Raw genomic sequence first — 22,675 nt, 5'->3', positions numbered from 1 at the left:
AGTAATTTTGCAGTCGCTAATGGCATATAGTGAGCCTAAAGCACTGTTTAACAAATAAATAATTAAAATAAAAAACATGATTATTGTACCAGTAAAAGATGGCGAAAACATCGAAAGAGCGCTAAAAAAATTTAAGAGAAAGTTTGAAAAAACGGGTGTTGTAAAAGAATTACGTTCTCGCCAGCAGTTTGACAAGCCTTCTGTTAAGAAGCGTTTGAAGATGGAGCGTGCTATTTATGTGCAGCGCCTTCGTGAAATGGAGGAGTAATTTTTTATTAAAACTCTTGGTAGTTTCATATAATCTCTGTAATTTAGTCGCCGAAAACTGGTGATGATATTATGCGAATGATAGAACAATTCTTAAGCTATCTATCTTTAGAGAAAGGTTATTCTTTAAAGACTATAGAGAGTTATCGTGAAGATTTAAATGGCTTTGAGCTGTTTTATAAGAGTTGTGACGAGCAGCTTACTTTGAAAAGTATAGATTCTGATGTTATTCGTAATTGGGTAGAATATATGATGGATAATAAGGCTGCGGTATCTTCTGTGAATAGGAGGTTAAGTGCGTTAAGAAGTCTGTATCGTTATTTGCTCAAACATAGATTTGTGGAAAAAGATCCAGTGCATGGGGTTCGTGGTCCTAAGAAGCAAAAACCATTACCTGTGTTTGTGAAAGAATCGGAAATGGATTGTCTTTTGCAGAAGGAGATGTGGGGTGGCGTATATAATGACGTATTAGCACGTGCTATAATAATGATGTTATATGAAACAGGTATGCGCCTAAGTGAGATAACAGGGCTTGATATGAGTAGTGTAGACTTTTATACGTGTACTGTAAAAGTAACGGGTAAGCGTAATAAGCAGCGTATAATTCCAATAGGACAAGAGCTGGAAGAAGAGTTGAAATCTTATTTAAAAAAGCGTGTTTCTGTTGAAGGAGAAAAAGCGTTCTTTGTTACTGAGAAAGGTATAAGAGTAAATGCTAATCAGGTTAGATACCTTGTAAAGAAAAGTCTTTCAAAGGTATCTACATTAAAAAAGCGGACTCCTCATGTGTTACGGCATAGTTTTGCAACAGCAATGTTAAATCATAAAGCCGGATTAGAAAGCGTTCGGAAGCTATTGGGGCATGAGTCTCTTGCTACAACAGAAGTATATACTCATACCACATTTGAACAGTTAAAGCAAATTTATAAAAGTGCTCATCCAAGGTCTTAATTATAAAAAAGGAGGTGATTATGGAGATTTTTATTAGGTCAATTCATTTTGATGCTACCGAGAAGTTGCAAGCCTTTATTAATAAAAAGGTAGAGAAGTTAGAGAAGTCTTATGACGAAATTCAGAAAGTAGAGGTGCAATTAAAAGTTGAGAAGCCTGCTTCAGCATTAAACAAGACAACAAGTATTAATATTGTAGTCCCGGGTACAACGCTTTTTGTTGAAAAGACAAGTGATACTTTTGAGGAAAGTGTTGATATGTGTTTAGATGCAGTTAAAGTTCAGCTTGCAAAATATAAAGAAAAACAACGTAGTCGTTAATTTTTTATCCTAAAAGTTTTGAGGATTAAAAAATAAACATTAACTTTGCAGCCGTTTTACAATGGTATAGCAGCAAAAGTTTATAACGGTTGCATGTTCGCCTCTTTAGCTCAGTTGGCCAGAGCACGTGATTTGTAATCTCGGGGTCGTTGGTTCGAATCCGACAAGAGGCTCTCCTATAAAGCGTATAGGAATAAAAAGAGTAAGGGTAGTTTCCAGAGTGGCCAAATGGGGCAGACTGTAAATCTGCTGCTTCTAGCTTCGGTGGTTCGAATCCATCACTACCCACTCTTAATTGCGGAAATAGCTCAGTTGATAGAGCACTAGCCTTCCAAGCTGGGGGTCGCGGGTTTGAGCCCCGTTTTCCGCTCACATCGCTGTAATAGCTCAGTGGTAGAGCACTTCCTTGGTAAGGAAGAGGTCCTGAGTTCAACTCTCAGTTACAGCTCTACATTATATTTATAGTAATGTAAGTCTTTAAAATTGATTATTAATTTAATATTAAATAAAAAATAAGCTATGGCTAAAGAAGAATTCGTACGTACCAAACCGCACGTAAATATTGGTACTATTGGTCACGTAGACCACGGTAAGACAACTCTTACTGCTGCTATTTCTAAGACTCTTCATGAAAAGGGTTTCGGTACTGGTGATATAAAGTCTTTCGATCAGATCGATAATGCACCTGAGGAGAAAGAGCGTGGTATTACTATTAATTCTGCTCATATAGAGTACGAAACAGCTAATCGTCACTATGCTCACGTAGATTGTCCAGGACACGCTGACTACGTAAAGAACATGGTAACAGGTGCTGCACAGATGGATGGTTCTATTCTTGTTGTAGCTGCTACAGATGGTCCTATGCCTCAGACACGTGAGCACGTATTGTTGGCTCGTCAGGTAAATGTACCTCGTTTGGTTGTTTTCTTGAATAAGTGCGACATGGTTGATGATGAAGAAATGCTTGACCTTGTTGAGATGGAAGTTCGTGAGATTCTTGAGCAGTATGGATATGAGGAGGATACTCCTATTATTCGTGGTTCAGCACTTGGAGCATTAAATGGTGTAGAGAAGTGGGTAAACTCTGTTATGGAATTGATGGATACTGTAGATACATGGATTCAGCAGCCAGAGCGTGAAGTTGATAAACCATTCTTGATGCCTGTAGAAGATGTATTCTCAATTACTGGTCGTGGTACAGTGGCTACTGGTCGTATCGAAACAGGAAAGTGTAAGGTTGGTGATGAAGTACAGTTGTTAGGTCTTGGTGAAGATAAAAAGTCTGTTATCACTGGAGTAGAAATGTTCCGTAAGAATTTGAGCGAAGGTGAAGCTGGTGATAATGTTGGTTTGTTACTTCGTGGTATTGATAAATCAGAAGTTAAGCGTGGTATGGTAGTTGTACACCCAGGTGCTATTACTCCTCATGATCATTTTAAGGCTTCTATTTATGTTTTGAAAAAAGAAGAAGGTGGTCGTCATACTCCTTTCGGTAACAAATATCGTCCACAGTTCTATCTTCGTACAATGGACTGTACAGGTGAAATAAAATTGCCAGAAGGTGTAGAGATGGTAATGCCTGGTGATAATGTTGAAATAGAAGTTTCTTTAATTTATAAGGTTGCTTTGAACGAAGGTTTGCGTTTTGCTATTCGTGAGGGTGGTCGTACTGTAGGATCTGGTCAGATTACAGCAATTTTAGACGACTTGAAGTAATTTTATTATATAAAGGTATAAGATAATAGTTCCCAATTCTTTTGGGTTGGGAATTATCTTACGGGTTTAGCTCAGTTGGTAGAGCGACGGTCTCCAAAACCGTAGGTCGTGGGTTCGAACCCTGCAACCCGTGCTAAAAGATAAATTTTATGTTTAATAAGTTAGTTAAATATTGCAAGGTTTGTTACGAAGAACTTGCGCATAAGACTACTTGGCCATCACGTGCCGAACTTACACATAGTGCAATGGTTGTATTATCTGCTTCCCTTGTCATTGCAGTGATTGTGTTTTTCATGGACTTTGTTTTCCAACATGTGATGAATTTTGTATATCCAAGTTAAAATATATTGGGGAAATGGCTGATATAGAGAATAAATGGTATGTACTTCGTGCTATAAGCGGTAAAGAATCAAAAGTAAAAGAGTATATTGATGCTCAATTGCGTATGAATTCAAAGTTGGCTGAACGTGTTTTTGAGGTGTTATTGCCAATGGAGAAGCATACCTCTTTACGTAATGGCAAGCGTGTGGTTAAGGAGAAATTAAGTCTCCCTGGTTATGTTCTTGTCCAAGCCAATATGACTCCTGATGTAGCTTCTACACTTAGATTTATTCCTAATGTCTTAGGATTTTTAGGTGGGACTTCTGAGCCTACACCTGTTCGTCAGGCAGATGTGAATAGGTTATTGGGTAATGTAGAAGATGTTGAGGCTGGAAATATGCAAGATGTGCCATATAATGTGGGTGAGTCGGTGAAAGTTATAGAAGGACCTTTTTCTGGTTTTCATGGTGTTATAGAAGATGTTAATACTGAGAAACATAAGCTGAAGGTAATGGTTATGATTTTTGGTAGACAAAATCCACTTGAATTAAGTTTTATGCAAGTTGCAAAAGAAGAATAAGTATTGTTACGGATAATTGTTCTATCTTTTATAGTTTAATTTTTAATATTAACAAAGGAAATGGCTAAAGAAGTTGCTGGTTTAATCAAACTACAGATTAAAGGCGGTGCTGCGAATCCTTCACCCCCAGTTGGTCCTGCTCTTGGTTCCAAGGGTATAAATATCATGGGATTTTGTAAGGAATTTAATGCCCGTACCCAGGACAAGGCTGGTAAAGTACTTCCAGTCGTAATTACTTATTACAACGATAAGTCTTTCAGCTTTATCATTAAAACTCCTCCTGCTGCAGTTCAGTTAATGGAAGCTGCAAAAGTTAAAGGAGGTTCTGGTGAGCCTAATAGGAAGAAGGTAGCTACAGTTACTTGGGATCAGATTAAGGCAATAGCTGAAGATAAGATGCCAGATTTAAATTGCTTCACTGTAGAAAGTGCAATGCGTTTGATAGCTGGTACTGCTCGTAGTATGGGTATTACAGTAAAAGGGGATTTCCCTGGTGAATAATTTTAAACTTCAAAAGTAAAAATGAGTAAACTGACAAAAAATCAGAAATCAGTAGCTGAGAAGGTTGAAACAGGGAAAGCGTATACATTAGCAGAGGCATCACAGTTAGTAAAAGATATTACTACTACAAAGTTTGATGCTTCGGTTGATATAGACGTGCGTCTCGGTGTAGACCCTCGTAAAGCTAATCAAATGGTACGTGGCGTAGTGTCGCTCCCATATGGTACAGGTAAGGTTACCCGTGTTCTCTGCCTTTGTACTCCTGATCAGGAAGCTGCTGCAAAAGAAGCTGGTGCAGATCATGTAGGTCTTGATGAATATGTTGAGAAGATTAAAGGTGGCTGGACAGATATAGATGTTATTATTACAATGCCATCTTGTATGGGTAAATTAGGTCCTTTAGGTCGTGTTCTTGGTCCTCGCGGGCTTATGCCTAACCCTAAAAGTGGTACTGTGACTATGGACGTTGCTAAAGCAGTTAAGGAAGTAAAGCAAGGCAAAATAGACTTTAAGGTTGATAAAGCTGGTATTATTCATACTTCAATCGGTAAGGTTGGTATGTCTGCTGAACAAATTTTTGGTAATGCTAAGGAATTTATTTCTACAGTTATCAAGTTGAAACCTGCTGCTGCTAAAGGTACATATATCAAGAGTATCTTTATTTCTAGTACAATGAGTAAGGGTATAAAGATTGATCCTAAATCAGCTGAATAACTCTAAAAGTTTGGTAAAATGAAAAAAGAAGTAAAAGATACTATTATAACTGAGCTCGGTGAGACAATAAAAAGCTATCCTCATTTCTATCTAGTTGATGTGACTGGTTTGAATGCAGAAGCAACAAGCTCTCTCCGTCGTAAATGCTTTAAGAGCGAAATAAAGATGGTTGTTGTTAAAAACACCCTTCTTCATAAAGCTTTAGAAGCTTCAGATATAGATTTTGAACCATTATATAGTTCGTTGGTTGGTAACACTGCTGTTATGTTTTCTGCTACAGCAAATGTTCCTGCTAAACTATTGAAAGAATATTCTAAGGAGGGTATACCTGCTTTAAAAGCGGCATATGCTGAAGAATCTATTTTCGTAGGTGCTGATAAATTAGCCGAACTTGCGGCTCTTAAGAGTAAGAATGAACTTATTGCAGATGTTGTGGCATTGCTACAATCTCCAGCAAAGAATGTGATGTCTTCTCTTCAATCTGGTGCGAACACTATTCATGGTGTGCTTAAGACTTTAGGCGAGCGCGCAGAATAAAATCTAATAAAGTCAAAGATATATTTATTTTTAGAACAAAATTAAAAAGTTAAAATAAGATGGCAGATATTAAAGCTATTGCAGAAGAATTAGTAAATCTTACTGTTAAGGAAGTGAATGAGTTGGCAACAGTCCTAAAGGACGAGTATGGTATCGAACCTGCAGCTGCAGCTGTTGCTGTTGCTGGTCCTGCTGCTGGTGGTGCAGCTGCTGCTGAAGAGAAAACATCTTTTGATGTAGTTCTTACTGAAGCTGGTCCAAATAAATTAAAGGTAGTTAAGGCTGTTAAGGAAGCTTGTGGTCTTGGATTGAAAGAAGCTAAAGATTTAGTTGATGGAGCACCTTCTACATTGAAGGAAGGCTTGTCTAAAGATGAAGCTGAAAATTTGAAGAAGGCTATTGAAGCTGAAGGTGCTAAAGTTGAATTAAAATAAGTTTTAGTTAACTATTTAAATTATAAGGTTAGAATTTACCAAGTAGGTGAGTTCTAACCTTTTTATGTCTTTTAGACTTTTATTGAATGTCTTTCCCTTTTATGTTAAGGTTGTTTTCATTCGATTATTATTATTTTATTTATGGCATTAGAAAATAAACCCAGAGTAAATTTTGCAAGCGTTAAGAATCCTTATCCATATCCAGATTTTCTTGATGTACAGCTAAAATCTTTTAGTGATTTTTTGCAGCTTGATACACCTCCAGAAGAACGTAAGAATGATGGTCTATATAAGGTTTTCACAGAAAATTTTCCTATAACTGATACGCGTAATAATTTTGTTCTAGAGTTCTTGGATTATTTTGTAGATCCTCCTCGTTATTCTATAGAAGAGTGTTTAGAGCGTGGATTGACATATAGTGTTCCTTTGAAGGCTAAGATGAAATTATACTGTACAGATCCTGATCATGAGGATTTTGCTACTGTAACAGATGATGTTTTTTTAGGTACTATTCCATATATGACAGGTAATGGTACTTTTGTTATTAATGGAGCTGAACGTGTTGTAGTGTCTCAGCTACATCGTTCTCCGGGTGTTTTCTTTGGACAGGGAGTTCATGCTAATGGTTCTGTTTTATATAGTGCTCGTATAATTCCTTTTAAAGGCTCTTGGATAGAGTTTGCAACAGACATTAATAATGTTATGTATGCTTACATAGACCGAAAGAAAAAATTGCCAGTGACAACAATGTTACGTGCAATTGGTTTTGAGAGTGATAAGGATATTCTTCAAATTTTCGATTTATGTGAAGAAATAAAGGTAAATAAGAAGAATATGAAGGCTGCTATCGGTAGAAGAATAGCAGGAAATGTAATGAAGACGTGGACAGAAGATTTTGTTGATGAAGATACAGGAGAAGTTGTTTCTATCGAACGAAATGAAGTTGTTGTGGAGCGTGAAACATTGATAACAGAAGATAATATTGATATAATATTAGGAAGTTCTGTTCCAACGATTTTATTACATAAGGATGAAGATGCAGCAAATAAGTATTCTATAATATTCAATACATTAGCAAAAGATCCTAGTCATTCAGAAATAGAGGCTGTAAATTATATTTATCGTCAGCTTCGTAATGCTGATGCTGCTGATGATGCTAGTGCACGTGAGGTTTTTCAAAATTTGTTCTTTTCTGATAAAAGATATGATTTAGGTGAGGTAGGTCGTTATCGTATTAATAAAAAGTTAGGAATTGAAACAGATTCAGATGTTAGGGTACTTACAAAGGAAGATATTATAGAAATTGTTAAGTATCTTATTAATTTAATCAATTCTAATGCTACAGTTGACGATATAGATCATTTATCTAATCGTCGTGTTCGTACTGTTGGTGAGCAGTTGGCTAATCAGTTTTCTATAGGTTTAGCACGCATGAGCCGCACTATTAGAGAACGTATGAATGTTCGTGATAGTGAGGTGTTTCGTCCAACAGATTTGATTAATGCTAAGACTATTTCTAGTGTTATAAATTCTTTTTTTGGGACTAATCCTTTAAGTCAGTTTATGGACCAAACCAATCCTTTGGCAGAGGTTACTCATAAAAGACGTTTATCTGCTCTTGGTCCTGGAGGATTGTCTCGTGAGCGTGCAGGTTTTGAAGTTCGTGATGTCCACTATACTCATTATGGTCGTTTGTGTCCTATAGAATCACCTGAAGGACCTAATATTGGTTTGATATCATCATTATGTATGTATGCTAAGATAAACGATCTTGGCTTTATAGTAACTCCTTATCGTAAGGTTAGTGCTGCAAAGGTAGATATGAATAATGATGATGTTGTTTACTTAACAGCAGAGGAAGAAGAAGAGAAAATAATAGGACAGGGTAATGCTCCTTTGAACGATGATGGTACATTTATTCGTGAGACTGTTAAATGTCGTAAGGATGCAGATTATCCAGTGGTATTACCTTCTAATGTTAGCTTAATGGATGTTTCTCCACAACAGATAGCTTCTGTTTCTGCAGGTTTGATACCTTTCTTAGAGCATGACGATGGACACCGTGCGCTTATGGGTTGTAATATGATGCGTCAAGCTGTTCCATTGCTTCATAATGACGCTCCTATAGTAGGAACAGGTTTAGAGAAGCAGGTATGTGAGGATTCACGTACAATGATTATGGCAGAAGGAGATGGTGTTGTAGAATATGTCGATGCTACAACTATACGCATTCTTTATGATAGAACAGAAGAAGAGGAATTTGTAAGTTTTGAGCCAGCTTTAAAAGAGTATCGTATTCCAAAGTTCCGTCGTACTAATCAGAATATGGTTATTGATCTTCGTCCTATTTGTGAGAAGGGTCAGCGTGTAAAGAAGAATGACATTTTAACAGAAGGTTATGCTACTGAAAATGGAGAGTTAGCTCTTGGTCGTAATCTTCTTGTAGCTTATATGCCTTGGAAGGGATATAATTATGAGGACGCTGTCGTTATTTCTGAACGAATGGTACGTGAAGATATCCTGACTTCTGTCCATGTAGATGAATATTCTTTAGAAGTTCGTGAGACTAAGCGTGGTGTAGAAGAATTTACATCTGATATTCCTAATGTGAGTGAGGAAACCACCAAAGATCTTGATGATAATGGTATTATTCGTGTGGGTGCTCGTGTAGAGCCTGGTGATATTATGATTGGTAAAATTTCTCCAAAGGGCGAGAGTGATCCTTCTCCTGAAGAGAAATTACTCCGTGCTATCTTTGGTGATAAAGCAGGTGATGTTAAAGATTCTTCTTTGAAAGCCAATCCTTCTTTGAGTGGTGTTGTTATTGATAAAAAGTTATTCAGTCGCGCTCTTAAAACTCGAGAAAGTAAACGTCAAGATAAGATATTTTTACAGCGTTTAGATAAGGAGCAAGAAACAAAGATTAATGACTTGAAGGATATTCTTGTGGATAAGTTATTAGAACTTACCGAAGGTAAGGATTCTTCAGGAGTTAAGGACTATTCAGATGCTGAGATAATTACAAAAGGCAGTAAGTTTACTATAGCAGCGTTGAAGAATCTTGACTATGAGAGTATACAGTCTAGTGGTTGGACCGAAGACGAGCATACAAACTTATTAATCCAAAAGCTGATAATGAACTTTATTCGTAAGTATAAGCAGATGGATGCAGAGCTCAAGCGACGTAAATTTGCTATAACAATAGGCGATGAGCTTCCTTCTGGTGTTCTTCAGATGGCTAAGGTTTATATTGCTAAGAAACGTAAGATTCAGGTTGGTGATAAGCTCGCTGGACGTCATGGTAATAAAGGTATTGTATCTAAGGTAGTGCGAACAGAAGATATGCCTTTCCTTGAGGATGGACGTCCTGTAGATTTAGTTTTAAATCCTATGGGTGTGCCTTCTCGTATGAACTTAGGTCAGATTTTCGAAGCTATTCTTGGTGCAGCAGGTCGTAAGTTAGGAGTTAAGTTTGCTACCCCAATCTTTGATGGTGCTAAGTTAGAAGATCTTAAGGAGTGGACAGATAAGGCAGGTCTTCCTAATTTATGTTCTACTCATATTTACGATGGTGAAACAGGTGAACGTTTTGATCAGCCAGCTACAGTAGGTGTTACCTATTTCTTAAAGTTGGGACATATGGTAGAAGACAAAATGCATGCTCGTAGTATAGGTCCTTATTCTTTAATAACGCAACAGCCACTTGGTGGTAAGGCACAGTTTGGTGGTCAGCGTTTTGGAGAGATGGAGGTTTGGGCTATTGAGGCGTTTGGTGCGTCTCATGTCTTACAAGAGATTTTAACTATTAAGTCTGATGACGTTGTAGGGCGTTCTAAGGCTTATGAAGCAATAGTTAAGGGTGAACCTATGCCTACACCAGGTATACCAGAATCTCTTAATGTTTTATTGCATGAGCTTCGTGGTTTAGGCTTGAGTATCAAACTTGATTAAATTGAACACCTCAAATAAAAGTAAATATGGCTTTTAAAAAAGATAATAAAGTAAAGAGTAATTTTAATAAGATTACGATAGGTTTAGCTTCTCCAGAAGAGATTTTAGAAAATTCTTATGGAGAGGTAACTAAACCAGAGACTATTAACTACCGCACTTACAAACCAGAGCGTGATGGCTTGTTTTGTGAACGTATCTTTGGTCCTACAAAGGATTATGAGTGTACATGTGGTAAATATAAGCGTATTCGTTACAAGGGTATTGTCTGTGATCGTTGTGGAGTTGAAGTTACGGAGAAAAAAGTGCGCCGTGAGCGTGCTGGGCATATTGAGCTTGTAGTACCAGTAGCACATATTTGGTATTTTCGTAGTCTTCCCAATAAAATAGGATATTTACTTGGTCTGCCAACTAAGAAATTAGATTCTATTATTTATTATGAGCGTTACGTTGTTATTCAGCCTGGAGTAGTGGAAGGTATGAAGGCAGGTGATACTGATGAAGATTTAAACGGTTCGCATAAGCTCGATCTTCTTTCAGAAGAAGAGTATCTAAACATACTTGACAATAAGTTGCCGCAAGGTAATGAGTATTTAGATGATTCAGATCCTAAGAAGTTTATTGCAAAGATGGGTGCAGAGGCTGTTTATGATCTTTTAAAGAATATTGATCTTGACCATCTTGCTGGTGAGTTGCGCGATCGTGCTACAACAGATACCAGTCAGCAGCGTAAGACTGAAGCTTTGAAGCGTTTGCAGGTCGTAGAAGGTTTCCGCCAGTCTGTTGGGATAAATCAGCCAGAATGGATGATCATGAAGATTATTCCAGTAACTCCTCCAGAATTACGTCCATTGGTTCCGTTAGATGGAGGTCGTTTTGCTACGTCCGATTTAAATGATCTTTATCGTCGTGTTATTATTCGTAATAATCGTTTGAAGAGATTAATGGAAATACATGCTCCTGAAGTCATTTTGCGTAATGAGAAGCGTATGCTTCAGGAAGCTGTCGATTCTTTATTTGATAATAGTCGTAAATCTTCTGCTGTAAAGAGCGAGAGTAATCGTCCATTAAAATCTCTTTCTGACTCTTTGAAGGGTAAGCAAGGGCGTTTCCGTCAAAATCTTTTAGGTAAACGTGTTGATTATTCAGCTCGTTCTGTAATTGTAGTAGGTCCAGAATTGCAGATGGGTGAGTGTGGTCTTCCTAAACTAATGGCAGCAGAACTTTATAAGCCATTTATTATTCGTAAGTTGATAGAGCGTGGTATTGTAAAGACTGTGAAGAGTGCTAAGAAGATTGTAGATCGCAGAGAACCTGTTATTTGGGACATTTTAGAGAATGTTATGAAGGGGCATCCTGTTATGTTAAACCGTGCTCCTACGCTTCACCGTTTGGGTATTCAAGCTTTTCAGCCAAAACTTATCGAAGGTAAGGCTATTCAGTTACATCCATTAGCTTGTACGGCTTTTAATGCCGACTTTGATGGTGACCAGATGGCTGTCCATCTTCCGTTAAGCAATGAAGCTATTTTGGAGACTCAAATTTTGATGCTTCAAAGTCATAATATCCTTAACCCGGCTAATGGTGCTCCTATTACTGTTCCTTCTCAAGACATGGTGCTTGGTTTATATTATATAACAAAGCTCCGTGCAGGTGTTATGGGTGAAGGCTTAACTTTCTATGGTCCAGAGGAAGCAGTTATTGCTTATAACGAGAAACGTTGTGAATTGCACGCTAAGGTAAATGTAATAGTAGAAGATCTTGTAGATGGTAAGATCCAGAAGCATATGGTAGAAACCTCTGTTGGTCGTGTTATTGTTAATGAACTTGTACCAACCGAGATAGGCTTTTTTAATGGTATTATATCAAAGAAATCACTTCGTGGCTTGATAGCAGATGTTATTAAGTCGGTAGGTATGGCTCGTGCTTGTGAGTTCTTAGATGGTATAAAGAATCTGGGCTATCGTATGGCATATGTTGCAGGTCTTTCTTTTAACTTAGACGATATAATAGTCCCAGAGGAGAAGGTTAATATTGTAGGTAAGGGACAAGAAGAGGTAGATCAGGTAAAAGCTAACTATGAGATGGGTTTCATCACAGATAAGGAGCGTTATAATCAGGTTATTGATGCGTGGACTCATGTAAATAATAATCTAAAGGCTAGTGTTATGAAGCATATGACAGAAGCCGATCAGGGTTTTAATGCTGTATATATGATGCTTGACTCAGGTGCTCGTGGTTCTGCTGATCAGATAGCACAGCTTGCTGGTATGCGTGGTTTGATGGCTAAGCCTCAAAAGGCAGGAGCAGAAGGAGCTCAAATCATAGAGAATCCTATTCTTTCTAATTTTAAGGAAGGAATGTCAGTGCTTGAGTATTTTATATCTTCTCATGGTGCTCGTAAAGGTCTTGCAGATACAGCTATGAAGACTGCTGATGCAGGATATTTAACGCGTCGTTTGGTAGATGTTTCTCATGATGTTATAATAACAGAAGATGATTGTGGTTCACTTCGTGGTCTTGAGTGTCGTGCTTTAAAAAGTGGAGATGAGGTTATAGCTTCCTTAGGTGAGCGTATACTTGGTCGTGTATCTGTGCATGATGTTCTTAATCCTACGACAGGTGAAGTAATTGTTGCTGCGGGAGAAGAAATAACAGAGGCTAAGGTTAAGTTGATAGAAGCATCTCCGATAGAAATGGTTGAGATACGTTCTGTACTTACTTGTGAGAGCAAAAAAGGTGTATGTAAGAAATGTTATGGTCGTAATCTTGCTTCTGCTCGTATGGTGCAGTTGGGAGAGGCTGTAGGTGTTATTGCAGCCCAAGCTATTGGCGAACCTGGTACTCAGCTTACTCTTCGTACATTCCATGCAGGTGGTATTGCTTCTAATGCTGCAGCTAATGCTACAATCACAGCGAAGAACGATTCTAAGATAGAGTTTGATGAGATTCGTACCGTACCTTTCTTAGATGAAGATGGTAAAGAGTGTGAGATGGTAGTGAGTCGTTTAGCAGAAATTCGTTTTATAGATCCTAACACAGGTATTGTTCTATTGAATGATAATATACCTTATGGTAGTTCTCTTTATTTTAAGAGTGGCGATAAGGTTAAGAAGGGAGATGTTATCTGTAAGTGGGATCCTTTTAATGCTGTTATTGTTTCTGAGTATGCAGGTAAGCTCCATTTGCATGATGTTATTGAAGGAGTTACTTATAAGGCTGAAACCGACGATGCAACAGGTCTTACTGAGCGTATTATTACCGACTCTCGTGATAAAGCTCGTGTTCCTACTGTAGATATAGTTAAGAAGGGAGCTAAGAAGGAGGCTGATGGTAATTATGCTGCTGCTGATATTCTTGGTACATATAATCTTCCTGTTGGTGGACACTTGGAGCAGGTATTAAAAGAGGGACAGGAAATAAAGACTGGTGTTACCCTTGTAAAGATACCACGTTCTGTAGGTGGTGCGGGTGATATTACTGGTGGTCTTCCACGTGTAACCGAATTGTTTGAGGCTCGTAATCCTTCTAATCCTGCTGTTGTTTCAGAAATAGATGGTGAGGTTACTATGGGAAAGGTAAAGCGTGGTAATCGTGAGATCATAGTTACTTCTAAGACAGGTGAGCAGCGTAAGTATCTTGTAAGTCTGTCTAAGCAGATACTTGTTCAGGAACACGATGCTGTTCGTGCAGGTACTCCTCTTTCAGATGGCATTATTACTCCGGCTGACATTCTTTCTATTATGGGACCTACGGCAGTTCAGGAATATATTGTTAATGAGGTACAAGATGTCTATCGTTTGCAAGGTGTGAAGATTAATGATAAGCACTTTGAGATTATTGTTCGTCAGATGATGCGTAAGGTGCGTATTGACGATCCAGGAGATACTACATTCTTAGAGCAGGATCTTGTAGATAAGTTAGATTTTGCAGAAGAGAATGATCGTATTTGGGGTAAAAAGGTTGTTACAGACCCAGGTGATAGCGAAAATTGTTATAAAGGTCAGATACTTTCTGCTCGTAAGTTACGTGATGAAAATTCTGCTTTAAAGCGTCGTGATATGAAGCCTGTCCAAGTGCGTGATGCTGTTCAAGCTACTGCAACACAGATATTGCAAGGTATTACTCGTGCTTCTCTTGGTACAAAGAGCTTTATGAGTGCTGCTTCTTTCCAAGAAACAACAAAGGTTCTTAATGAAGCTGCTATTCGTGGTAAGAGCGATCAGCTGCTTGGTATGAAAGAGAATGTCATTTGTGGGCATCTTATTCCTGCAGGTACAGGTCTTCGTCAATGGCAAAAGTTGATAGTAGGTTCTAAGGAAGAACATGACCGTATGGAAGCTAATAAGAAGAATGTACTTGATTTTGCAGAAGAAGAGGCAGAAAATGTTTCTGTAGATTAATTTGATTTATTTTGCATTATAAAAAAACGTGTTATCCCATTTTTTGGATAACACGTTTTTTTATATATGTTATTGTGTTTTGATACAATTATATTACCTTTGTAATATTAATTAAAAAAGATAACTAAAGATGGAAGAAAAATCTCAGAATGAAGAAGGACAGCAGTTTCAAATAGATATTAATCCGGTAGTTGCTGGTGGTGTATATAGTAATCTTCAGATAATTTCTCATTCCAGTTCAGAGTTTGTTTTAGATTTTGCAACATTACTCCCAGGTCTGTCAAAAGCTACTGTTGCAAGTCGCGTGTTAATAGCTCCAGAACATGCAAAACGTCTTATTAGGACTTTGCAAGAGAATGTTGTACGCTACGAGCAAGAGTTTGGTAAGATTAATTTACCAGAAGCTAACATAGACGATCCTCGCACTATAGCTCCTTTTGGAAAAGGTCCTAAGTCTTAGGAATAATAACGATATTTTAAGCGTATTAGTTCTTTCAAAAATTATTTGGATAGACTAATTTTTATTATCTTGTAAGATGACTATTAAAGAATCTCCCGAAAGTTAGATAAGGTAACTTTCGGGAGATAATTATTTTTTGTATAATAGTATTTTCTTAAACCTAAATTACATTTGATTTGTAATGAGAAATAGTGATATATATAGAGAGATTAATAGCTTAAGCTGAATATCACCAGTTATAAGTTATTGCTTTGTTTACTAAGTTATAATCTCTATATGGGTATCGATGTTATCTTTAAGATAATTATATAATAAGTTTGTTTTTTTAGCCGATAATGTTCCTAAATGAATCATTTTACGCTCATATTCTATTCTAAAATTTATATATATAGTATCCTTCCAAAAAATATGTTCAGAGTGTATATAAATACTTTGTATATTTTTTTTTAGGATATTCTTTTTGGGAAAAAGTATATTTTTTATTACAATATCACTATCGTTTATATGTAGAGTATTCCCATATTTATAAATAATAGATAAACTAATTAAAAAAAAAAGGAATATGCATGAAATAAAACTTATAATATTCCCTTTTAATAAAAATATCATTATAGGGATAATTAATATGAGTATTATCCCTATAATGATATTTGAGTATTTATATGGAATAGTCATTTATCCGCAAGTGTAAGCTCTTTTTTTAACAAGCGACAGCTGATAGTAACCCTGTACAAACTACCATGCCTACGCCACTAGCTCCCGCAGTTGGGACTAAACCTAAAAATCCGACAGTTGTACCAACACCAACAAGAAGACTATCGGCAGTATTTGTCCCTTTAAGAGGAACCATATAAATATAAAAATCTTTAGAGTGAGAATAAGTTGTGACAGCCCTATCAAAATTAAAATTATTTATTTTATTGGGGATCCCCATACTTCTATTTCTTATAGCGTAAGAACTAAATGATCTCTTGATGTTTTCTGGATTTGATTTAGAGAGAGAATCTTGTACATTGATAGTTGATGAACTGTTATTTCGTTTACTAATAACTTCATCTTGAGAAGAGCAAGCAGCAAAGAATATAAATTCAACAACCGCTAAAAGTAGATTTTTTTTATTCATAGATTAACAGAATTGGTTGATGCTTTTATAATTTTATAGTACAAAGGTAATGTTTTTATTTTTAATTCTTTATTTATTTTTTTGCGTTTTCTTATTCCGAACATAGGTAATGATATCCTTTAATAAACAAACAAATGATATTTAAAACAGGAAAATAGATTATTTTTATACTAAAAATAGATTAAAAATGTAGTAAAAATAGCTTATTTTTAGTTTGCTGTGATGTGCTTTTTCATAAAAATCGGCTATGTTTTTTATAGCAACACATTATCTTTTTATGCTTAAATGTATATGCTGTTTTTCTGCTAAAAATCTCTACTGTTGATAAATAAACATTTTTTATAGTATATAATTTTCTTTAAAAGTATATGTTAATGAAAGTAGTGTTATACCTAAAAGTAATTAATAATATTTTAAAACATTTGTAATTTTCTTACAAAATGCGGCTAAGTTGTTAGCTTTAGTAAAAAGCAAGGGTGCTTTTCTTTCTTTTTTGTATTATTACTGTTAGTGTTAATCATTTGTTTTAGGTATTGTTTAACGTTTTATATGATTGTAAATTTGCGTCTTATTATAAGGAAAAATAAAAAAGTTTACAAAAGATGAAGAAAAATTTATTCTTGTTAGGTTGTATGACATCACTTGCAATGTTGTCATTTCAGTCGTGTGGTAGTGAAGACGAGGTAGCTTCAACTACAAACACAAAAGTGGTTCTTATGCCATCTTCTGTTGATAATTGTGTAAAGGAAGAGGTGGCTTTACTTAGAAAAATAGCTGCAAAAAACGACATCTCTTCCGACTTTGCTTCTGATAATCCTTCTGAATGGAAGTATGATCATTTGCAGATAGTTTGGGATACTATACCAAAATCAGTAGAGAAAACTTACATAGTAAAGGAGCTAAGAGGTCCTGAGGGGAAGGAAAAAGGTATAAAAGATTTTACTTTAACAGATGATAAGGAGACTTTCAAACATTTAGAGCGTATTGATATTAAGAGCGCTCAATTAGGAAAGTTTGGTGTAGCTAATGTTCCTTTGTTGCGTACTATTATTATAAATGGAAAGAGCTTAGACGCTTCGAATAACGATCTTACTATGGTAGAGGTACACGATTTGCCAAAGCTTGATTCTATTCATGTAGAGAATTTTCCAAAGTTAATTAAAAGCAATACAGATGATGTGTTTTACATAAGCTTGTATTATCAATATCCAGAATTATCGTATGTAGGCATTGTTAATACGGGCATAAAGGAGCTTAAGGTAGAGCCTAATAAGCCTTTAAAGGAATTGGTGCTATCTGGTAATAAGGATATTGCATCATTAACTTTGGAAGAAGTAACACTTAATGATATTACATTTACTAAGGAAACATACCCTAAACTGGAAGTGTTAAACCTAAAAAAACTAAGTGGCGGTAAGTCGAAAGATTTAGTTATAAGTGGTTTAGATAACCTAACTGATGTGAATCTTTTTCATGACAACTGGCTTTCAAAGGCAGAAGTAACCGACTGTAAAAAGTTAAAAGAATTAATATTAAGCGACTGTAATCTCTCTGAAAGCACTTGTAAATTGAGCGATTTACCTGAACTTACTACTTTTGACATTCAAGGTAATAATTTCTCTGCTCTTAATATAGGTGAGCTTAAAAAGGTTAAGAATTTGGATTTAACGAACAATAAATTTACTACCACTGATAATATTACTTTATCTGCAGCTGCAGAAAAGCTTCCATTGCAAGGTAATGAAAACTTACAGAAGGTAGATTTGACACCATATAAAAAACTATGGATAGTTAATGTAAATGGTTATAAGCGTGGACAAGATGTTGCTGACCATAACAATCCGCTTTCTTTTGCTAATATCAATTTAAATGGGCTTACAGATCTTGAGTCGGTAAGAGTGAATAATAACTCTTTGGCTTCTGTCTTTGATGGTAACACCGTATACCCTTCTTTAGGCACTTTAGAGGCAGAATATAATGCTATAAATCCTATTGGTATGGTAAATATAGCTAAGTCTATTGAGAGCTTTGATGGCCTTTCTTTAAAACTTGGCTATCAAACTTTTGCTGTAAATGTAAAAGATAATAAAACGGTAGATTATAGTATGGTTAATGGTTTCTTTACTAATAAGGGAAAGAAATTAAGTTTTGAAGTTACACTGGGTGAAGATGTTGTTACAGATGGTTATACTTATAATAATGGTATCTTTACTTTTAGCAAAGCTGGTACTTATAAGCTATCTTCTGAAAGCTTTAATGATATTTTAAACAATTCAGTTAATGATTATAAGTCTAAACCTTTTACTATAGAATAGTAAAAACAAAATGACATTATAAGATGAAAAGAATATTGTTAATATTACTTTCTTTTATTTGCGCCATGACAACGATAAGTGCTAAAGATGGGCTTCTTATCGTTGCGCATGGGGCGCGAATACCTCAATGGAATCAGCCTGCATTAGCATTGGAAGGGGTTACTCGGAATTTGTTAAAGCAGCGAGGAATAACAAGTTTTGCATGCGTAAGGGCAGCATTAATGGAATATAGCCAGCCAAGTGTAGCAAATGTTATTAAAGAAATGGAGGCAGAGGGTGTAGATCGTATCTTTGCTATGCCTGTATTTATAAGTCCTTCATCGCATACAGAGGAGGATTTACCTAATATTTTGGGGCATAAGTATAACCCGGCAACCCTTCACGACCTTATAGAAGAGGGTACTACCCTTGTGAGTTCAAAAGTTCCGGTAGTATTAGGTCCTACACTTATCTATAGCGATGTTATAAGTAATGCTATTATAAGGCAAGTAAAGGCTTTAAGTAAAAATCCTAAAGATGAAGCTCTTATCCTTTTAGCACATGGAGATGAAGGGTATATGGATTTTTGGAATGTATTGATACAACAGACAGATGACGATGTAAAGAAAGCTTTAGGCTTTAGTTATACTTATCATGGTTTTGTGGAGATGGGACAAGAGTTTGCTAAAAAGATAATACCTACTATATTAGATGCTTCTAAGAAGAAGAAGCGTATCATTTTGCAAGGAATCTATTTAGTATCGGGTATTAAAACGATGGCTCAACGATTTGGTTTGCCACAAGCTATAGCTAAGGCTATTAAGGATAAAGATGTAGAAATAGTATATAGTGAAAAAGGACTTTTGCCTGACGCTAATAATGAGGTAGCCGACTGGATTGTTAAGTGTGCTACTTCTTGGCAGAAGTTAGAAAGAAAGTGAAAAAATGTATATGGCTCATTCTTTTTATAATAAATATTTCTTTGCTATATTATGTACTTGTATGTTTATTGGCAATGGTAGTGTTTGTGCAAGCACTGCTGTTGTTAGTAATCAGTTATTACAACAGCCTAAGAAGATTAAGATGCAAGGACGAGTTGTTGATACTTCAGGTACACCTTTAGCAGGTGCGTTAGTAGAGGTGGTAGGTAAACGCACCGGGACTTATACAGATAAAAATGGAGTGTTTACTTTAGATTTGATTCCCGGTGAAACTTTATCAGCCTCTTACCTTGGAATGAAACGTAAGAAGGTAGTTTTGCGTGCACAATCTGTGCTTATTATAACTTTGCATGAAGACAATAATGCTCTAAATGAAGTGGTAGTAAAGGCGAAAACAAATATTAACGCGCTTGATATTAGAGCAAAGTCTGGTGTTGTAGATGTTGTAGATGTAAAGCTACTTAACGAAAAACCTTCTATCGATTTAGGTTTAGCTCTTCAAGGTGCAGTGCCAGGCTTGATGGTTATGAATATGGGAGAACTGGGTAAAAATCCTACTTTGCGTATTCGAGGAAATGCATCATTACGTCGAGGAAATGCAACGAATGAGCCTTTATATGTACTTGATGGAAAGATAATAAGTGCTGAAACTTTCTATAATCTTAATCCTATAGATATAAAAGATATAAAGGTATTGAAAGACGCAGTAGCTTGTGCTTTATATGGAATAAAAGCAGCTAACGGAGTAATAGAAATAGCATCTAAGCGTGGCAGTAATGATGGCATTTCGCTTACTTATAGCTTTAATATGGGTATAACAAGTAGAGGAAGGCGTGGTATGCGCTTAATGGACACTAAGGAGAAATTAGAATTAGAACGGTTAATGCGAAATCCTATTGCTCCCGGTTATAGATATAGTGCCGATTATTATAATAAATATGAGAAACATAATCCGCTTAAAGAGAAGCTTATTAAAGAAGGAGAACATTTTTTAGACTCGCTTCGTATGATTAATACCGACTGGTTTGATGAGCTTATTCATAATAATACCTATACTAAGCATAATCTTAGTTTGCGTGGTGGTAATTATGATAATTCATATTATATTTCATTCGACTATGCCCATCAAGGTGGACGTATAGAAGGTAATGATAAAAGTCATTATGGTGTGCGTCTTAATTTAGATAAGACAATAGGAAAGATAGGATATACCATGTTTAGTATTAATTGCGATTATTCTAAAACAAATACACCTGTTGGTTCCGACTATGATCCTACTCAATTGGTATATGATCTTAATCCTTATGAACAGAAAAGCAAAGGGAAATTATATTCTTTTCCTGATAGAACCTTTCACGACTTGCTTCATCAATATGAAAGAGATAATACTTGTAAGACAGGAGGTGCAAGTTTTAACCTAACATTAGAGCCTTTAAAAGGTTTGAACATTGATTGGGTGGGAGGATTAGATTATTTAATTAGTGAAACAGAAGACTTTACGCCGGGTACAGCATACTCAGAAGCTAAAAAAGGAGTATCTAAAACACAGCGTGGTATTTATAGAAAGACTAAAAATACAACTACCAATATCTCTTCTAATCTTCGTGTTACATATGCACATACATTTGCCAATGTACACGATTTCACTATAGGTGCAAATATGGATTATTATAAAACAATATATGATGATATTGGAATAACAGGATATGGAGTAGGTAATATAAAATCGGCTGCTGCTATTAATCATTATATAAAAGGATCGCGTCGTGAGCGAGTATCAGGATTTAAAGATATTAGTGCGCAGTTAGGAATGGGAGTAGTTATGGGTTACACTTATAATGGTTTATATGATGCTTATGCTTCTTATAAGCGAGATGCTTCTTCTATACTTCCTTCGGATAAAAGGTGGAATGATGCTTGGGCAGTTGGAGCAGGGTGGACGCCTACGAATTATGCTTTTTTAAAAGATAATAAGGTTCTTACAAGTCTTAATTTAAAGACATCTTATGGTGTTATTGCTAATCTAAATGGTGTGTCTACCTCTACAACAGTAGCAACATTTGCTTATGCTAATGAAAGCTATGAGGAGCAACGACAACTCTTTTTAATGGGATTAGTAAATAAGGAGTTGAAAGCTGAAAAAACAAAGTCTTTTGATCTGTCTTTGTCTGCACAGTTTTTTAAGAGGTTTACATTTGGTGTTAATCTATATAATCGTCGTACAGAGCAAGCTTTACTTGATGTTCCTATACCTACTTCAAATGGTTTTAATATTTTAAAGCGTAATATAGGTGTCCTTGAGAATAATGGAATAGAAGCAAATAGTTCCATTACTATTATAGAAACAAATAATTGTCATTTTGACATATCTGGTAATATTGCATATAATAAAAATAAGGTAATAAGCCTTTATTATACTAATGCGATATATACAGATGATAAATCTGTGGTGCCAGACTATGAGGTTGGTAAGGCTTATGATGTTATATATGGTGCAAAGTCGTTAGGAATAAATCCATTAACAGGTTATCCTGTCTTTAGTACTCCTAAAGGTGAGAAGCAATCAAGTGAAGTTTTGAATAGGGAAGATGTAGTAGCACTTGGCCATAACACTCCCCCTTACTCTGGTAGTTTAGGGCTTAATATAAGCTATAAATCGTTAGAGCTTAATATGAGCTTTTATTATGTTTTGGGTGGAATAAACAGGTTTAATTATAGTTATGTTAGAGATAAGGATAAAATAACAAGGAACGCAGTAGCTGGTCAGGCAAGTAAGATGTGGTTTAATCCCGGTGATGAAGATAAGGTTTATCATACGCCTTATTATAGTTCTTCTACTGCAGAGGATAATTTAGTGCTTTATCCTAGCTCAAATACAGTTGGAAAGAGCGATTATTTTCGCTTATCAGTTTTGTCATTACGGTATCGTTTCCCTCATGTATGGCTGAAGAAATATGTACCTGTAGTGAAGTATGCTACGATGGCTTTGCAAGGTTCAAATCTATTTAACTGGACGTATTACAAAGAATCAGATCCTGAGAGTGGAACTTTAGTAGGCACATTACAGCCTATTTATTCGCTTAATATAAATCTTACATTTTAGTATTTATATGCTTTATGAATAAGTTGAAGAGACAAAGAGTTTTATATCGATTAATATTTATA

Annotated in this window: 17 protein-coding genes and 5 tRNA genes; 21 read left to right on the top strand and 1 reads right to left on the bottom strand. The window is 35.9% G+C overall.

Going from position 1 to position 22,675, the window contains the following annotated elements; all coding sequences use genetic code 11:
• The first annotated feature begins 76 nt into the window (after positions 1 to 76).
• From rpsU to F596_RS0104435, 18 genes are all read left to right on the top strand, one after another.
• Positions 77 to 268 (top strand): 30S ribosomal protein S21, encoded by a 192-nt coding sequence (gene rpsU, locus F596_RS0104515; protein WP_008449704.1) that lies wholly within the window; start codon positions 77 to 79, stop codon positions 266 to 268.
• Between the two features lie 71 nt (positions 269 to 339).
• A complete protein-coding gene (locus tag F596_RS0104510; protein ID WP_024992644.1) occupies positions 340 to 1,218 on the top strand; it encodes a tyrosine-type recombinase/integrase in 879 nt (292 codons plus the stop codon).
• 20 nt (positions 1,219 to 1,238) lie between these two features.
• Positions 1,239 to 1,538 carry a ribosome hibernation-promoting factor, HPF/YfiA family gene (gene hpf / locus F596_RS0104505; protein ID WP_008449667.1) on the top strand — a complete coding sequence of 100 codons (300 nt, stop codon included), beginning with the start codon at positions 1,239 to 1,241 and terminating at the stop codon, positions 1,536 to 1,538.
• Between the two features lie 99 nt (positions 1,539 to 1,637).
• Positions 1,638 to 1,711 (top strand) — tRNA-Thr (locus F596_RS0104500).
• A gap of 33 nt (positions 1,712 to 1,744) precedes the next feature.
• Positions 1,745 to 1,826, top strand: a tRNA-Tyr gene (locus F596_RS0104495).
• 9 nt (positions 1,827 to 1,835) lie between these two features.
• Positions 1,836 to 1,908: transfer RNA gene (locus F596_RS0104490), tRNA-Gly, on the top strand.
• Between the two features lie 6 nt (positions 1,909 to 1,914).
• A tRNA-Thr gene (locus F596_RS0104485) sits at positions 1,915 to 1,986 on the top strand.
• 71 nt (positions 1,987 to 2,057) lie between these two features.
• Positions 2,058 to 3,254: an elongation factor Tu gene (gene tuf / locus F596_RS0104480; RefSeq protein ID WP_008449622.1), complete on the top strand. Its 1,197-nt coding sequence runs from the start codon at positions 2,058 to 2,060 to the stop codon at positions 3,252 to 3,254.
• A 60-nt stretch (positions 3,255 to 3,314) separates the two neighbouring features.
• Positions 3,315 to 3,387 (top strand) — tRNA-Trp (locus tag F596_RS0104475).
• A 16-nt stretch (positions 3,388 to 3,403) separates the two neighbouring features.
• Entirely contained in the window at positions 3,404 to 3,595 is a 192-nt protein-coding gene (secE, locus tag F596_RS11465) for a preprotein translocase subunit SecE (RefSeq protein WP_081452778.1), read from the top strand.
• A gap of 14 nt (positions 3,596 to 3,609) precedes the next feature.
• Positions 3,610 to 4,155: a transcription termination/antitermination protein NusG gene (gene nusG / locus F596_RS0104470; RefSeq protein ID WP_019036016.1), complete on the top strand. Its 546-nt coding sequence runs from the start codon at positions 3,610 to 3,612 to the stop codon at positions 4,153 to 4,155.
• A 60-nt stretch (positions 4,156 to 4,215) separates the two neighbouring features.
• Entirely contained in the window at positions 4,216 to 4,656 is a 441-nt protein-coding gene (gene rplK, locus F596_RS0104465) for a 50S ribosomal protein L11 (RefSeq protein ID WP_008449628.1), read from the top strand.
• Positions 4,657 to 4,677: 21 nt separating this feature from the next.
• On the top strand, positions 4,678 to 5,370 hold the full coding sequence (rplA, locus tag F596_RS0104460; protein WP_008449733.1) for a 50S ribosomal protein L1: 693 nt from the start codon (positions 4,678 to 4,680) through the stop codon (positions 5,368 to 5,370).
• 18 nt (positions 5,371 to 5,388) lie between these two features.
• Positions 5,389 to 5,907, top strand: a complete 519-nt coding sequence (gene rplJ / locus F596_RS0104455; RefSeq protein ID WP_019036015.1) for a 50S ribosomal protein L10 — start codon at positions 5,389 to 5,391, stop codon at positions 5,905 to 5,907.
• 59 nt (positions 5,908 to 5,966) lie between these two features.
• A complete protein-coding gene (rplL, locus tag F596_RS0104450) occupies positions 5,967 to 6,341 on the top strand; it encodes a 50S ribosomal protein L7/L12 (protein WP_008449674.1) in 375 nt (124 codons plus the stop codon).
• A 141-nt stretch (positions 6,342 to 6,482) separates the two neighbouring features.
• Positions 6,483 to 10,292, top strand: a complete 3,810-nt coding sequence (gene rpoB, locus F596_RS0104445; RefSeq protein WP_019036014.1) for a DNA-directed RNA polymerase subunit beta — start codon at positions 6,483 to 6,485, stop codon at positions 10,290 to 10,292.
• Between the two features lie 26 nt (positions 10,293 to 10,318).
• Entirely contained in the window at positions 10,319 to 14,692 is a 4,374-nt protein-coding gene (rpoC, locus tag F596_RS0104440) for a DNA-directed RNA polymerase subunit beta' (protein ID WP_019036013.1), read from the top strand.
• Positions 14,693 to 14,822: 130 nt separating this feature from the next.
• Positions 14,823 to 15,152 (top strand): DUF3467 domain-containing protein, encoded by a 330-nt coding sequence (locus F596_RS0104435; RefSeq protein ID WP_008451162.1) that lies wholly within the window; start codon positions 14,823 to 14,825, stop codon positions 15,150 to 15,152.
• A gap of 700 nt (positions 15,153 to 15,852) precedes the next feature.
• On the opposite strand, the gene F596_RS0104425 is transcribed toward F596_RS0104435, so the two are convergent.
• Positions 15,853 to 16,275, bottom strand: a complete 423-nt coding sequence (locus tag F596_RS0104425; RefSeq protein ID WP_019036011.1) for a hypothetical protein — start codon at positions 16,273 to 16,275, stop codon at positions 15,853 to 15,855.
• Positions 16,276 to 16,877: 602 nt separating this feature from the next.
• Between F596_RS0104425 and F596_RS0104420 the strand changes: the two genes are divergently transcribed.
• Genes F596_RS0104420 through F596_RS0104410 form a run of 3 tightly spaced genes read left to right on the top strand, consistent with a single transcriptional unit; the run spans position 16,878 to position 22,613 of the window.
• Positions 16,878 to 18,590 (top strand): leucine-rich repeat domain-containing protein, encoded by a 1,713-nt coding sequence (locus tag F596_RS0104420; RefSeq protein WP_019036010.1) that lies wholly within the window; start codon positions 16,878 to 16,880, stop codon positions 18,588 to 18,590.
• A 23-nt stretch (positions 18,591 to 18,613) separates the two neighbouring features.
• Positions 18,614 to 19,510 carry a sirohydrochlorin chelatase gene (locus tag F596_RS0104415; protein WP_024992642.1) on the top strand — a complete coding sequence of 299 codons (897 nt, stop codon included), beginning with the start codon at positions 18,614 to 18,616 and terminating at the stop codon, positions 19,508 to 19,510.
• Between the two features lie 10 nt (positions 19,511 to 19,520).
• Positions 19,521 to 22,613, top strand: coding sequence for a SusC/RagA family TonB-linked outer membrane protein (locus F596_RS0104410; RefSeq protein ID WP_051078039.1), 3,093 nt, complete (start codon positions 19,521 to 19,523; stop codon positions 22,611 to 22,613).
• The last annotated feature ends 62 nt before the right edge of the window (positions 22,614 to 22,675 follow it).

Source organism: Prevotella amnii DSM 23384 = JCM 14753, assembly GCF_000378745.1.
Taxonomy (GTDB): Bacteria; Bacteroidota; Bacteroidia; order Bacteroidales; family Bacteroidaceae; genus Prevotella; species Prevotella amnii.
This window is presented reverse-complemented; position numbering and strand designations above follow the sequence as displayed.

Coding starts and splice junctions, on each gene's coding strand:
- rpsU (WP_008449704.1), top strand. CDS start 77: ATGATTATTGTACCAGTAAAAGATGGCGAAAACATCGAAAGAGCGCTA.
- F596_RS0104510 (WP_024992644.1), top strand. CDS start 340: ATGCGAATGATAGAACAATTCTTAAGCTATCTATCTTTAGAGAAAGGT.
- hpf (WP_008449667.1), top strand. CDS start 1,239: ATGGAGATTTTTATTAGGTCAATTCATTTTGATGCTACCGAGAAGTTG.
- tuf (WP_008449622.1), top strand. CDS start 2,058: ATGGCTAAAGAAGAATTCGTACGTACCAAACCGCACGTAAATATTGGT.
- secE (WP_081452778.1), top strand. CDS start 3,404: ATGTTTAATAAGTTAGTTAAATATTGCAAGGTTTGTTACGAAGAACTT.
- nusG (WP_019036016.1), top strand. CDS start 3,610: ATGGCTGATATAGAGAATAAATGGTATGTACTTCGTGCTATAAGCGGT.
- rplK (WP_008449628.1), top strand. CDS start 4,216: ATGGCTAAAGAAGTTGCTGGTTTAATCAAACTACAGATTAAAGGCGGT.
- rplA (WP_008449733.1), top strand. CDS start 4,678: ATGAGTAAACTGACAAAAAATCAGAAATCAGTAGCTGAGAAGGTTGAA.
- rplJ (WP_019036015.1), top strand. CDS start 5,389: ATGAAAAAAGAAGTAAAAGATACTATTATAACTGAGCTCGGTGAGACA.
- rplL (WP_008449674.1), top strand. CDS start 5,967: ATGGCAGATATTAAAGCTATTGCAGAAGAATTAGTAAATCTTACTGTT.
- rpoB (WP_019036014.1), top strand. CDS start 6,483: ATGGCATTAGAAAATAAACCCAGAGTAAATTTTGCAAGCGTTAAGAAT.
- rpoC (WP_019036013.1), top strand. CDS start 10,319: ATGGCTTTTAAAAAAGATAATAAAGTAAAGAGTAATTTTAATAAGATT.
- F596_RS0104435 (WP_008451162.1), top strand. CDS start 14,823: ATGGAAGAAAAATCTCAGAATGAAGAAGGACAGCAGTTTCAAATAGAT.
- F596_RS0104425 (WP_019036011.1), bottom strand. CDS start 16,275: ATGAATAAAAAAAATCTACTTTTAGCGGTTGTTGAATTTATATTCTTT.
- F596_RS0104420 (WP_019036010.1), top strand. CDS start 16,878: ATGAAGAAAAATTTATTCTTGTTAGGTTGTATGACATCACTTGCAATG.
- F596_RS0104415 (WP_024992642.1), top strand. CDS start 18,614: ATGAAAAGAATATTGTTAATATTACTTTCTTTTATTTGCGCCATGACA.
- F596_RS0104410 (WP_051078039.1), top strand. CDS start 19,521: ATGGCTCATTCTTTTTATAATAAATATTTCTTTGCTATATTATGTACT.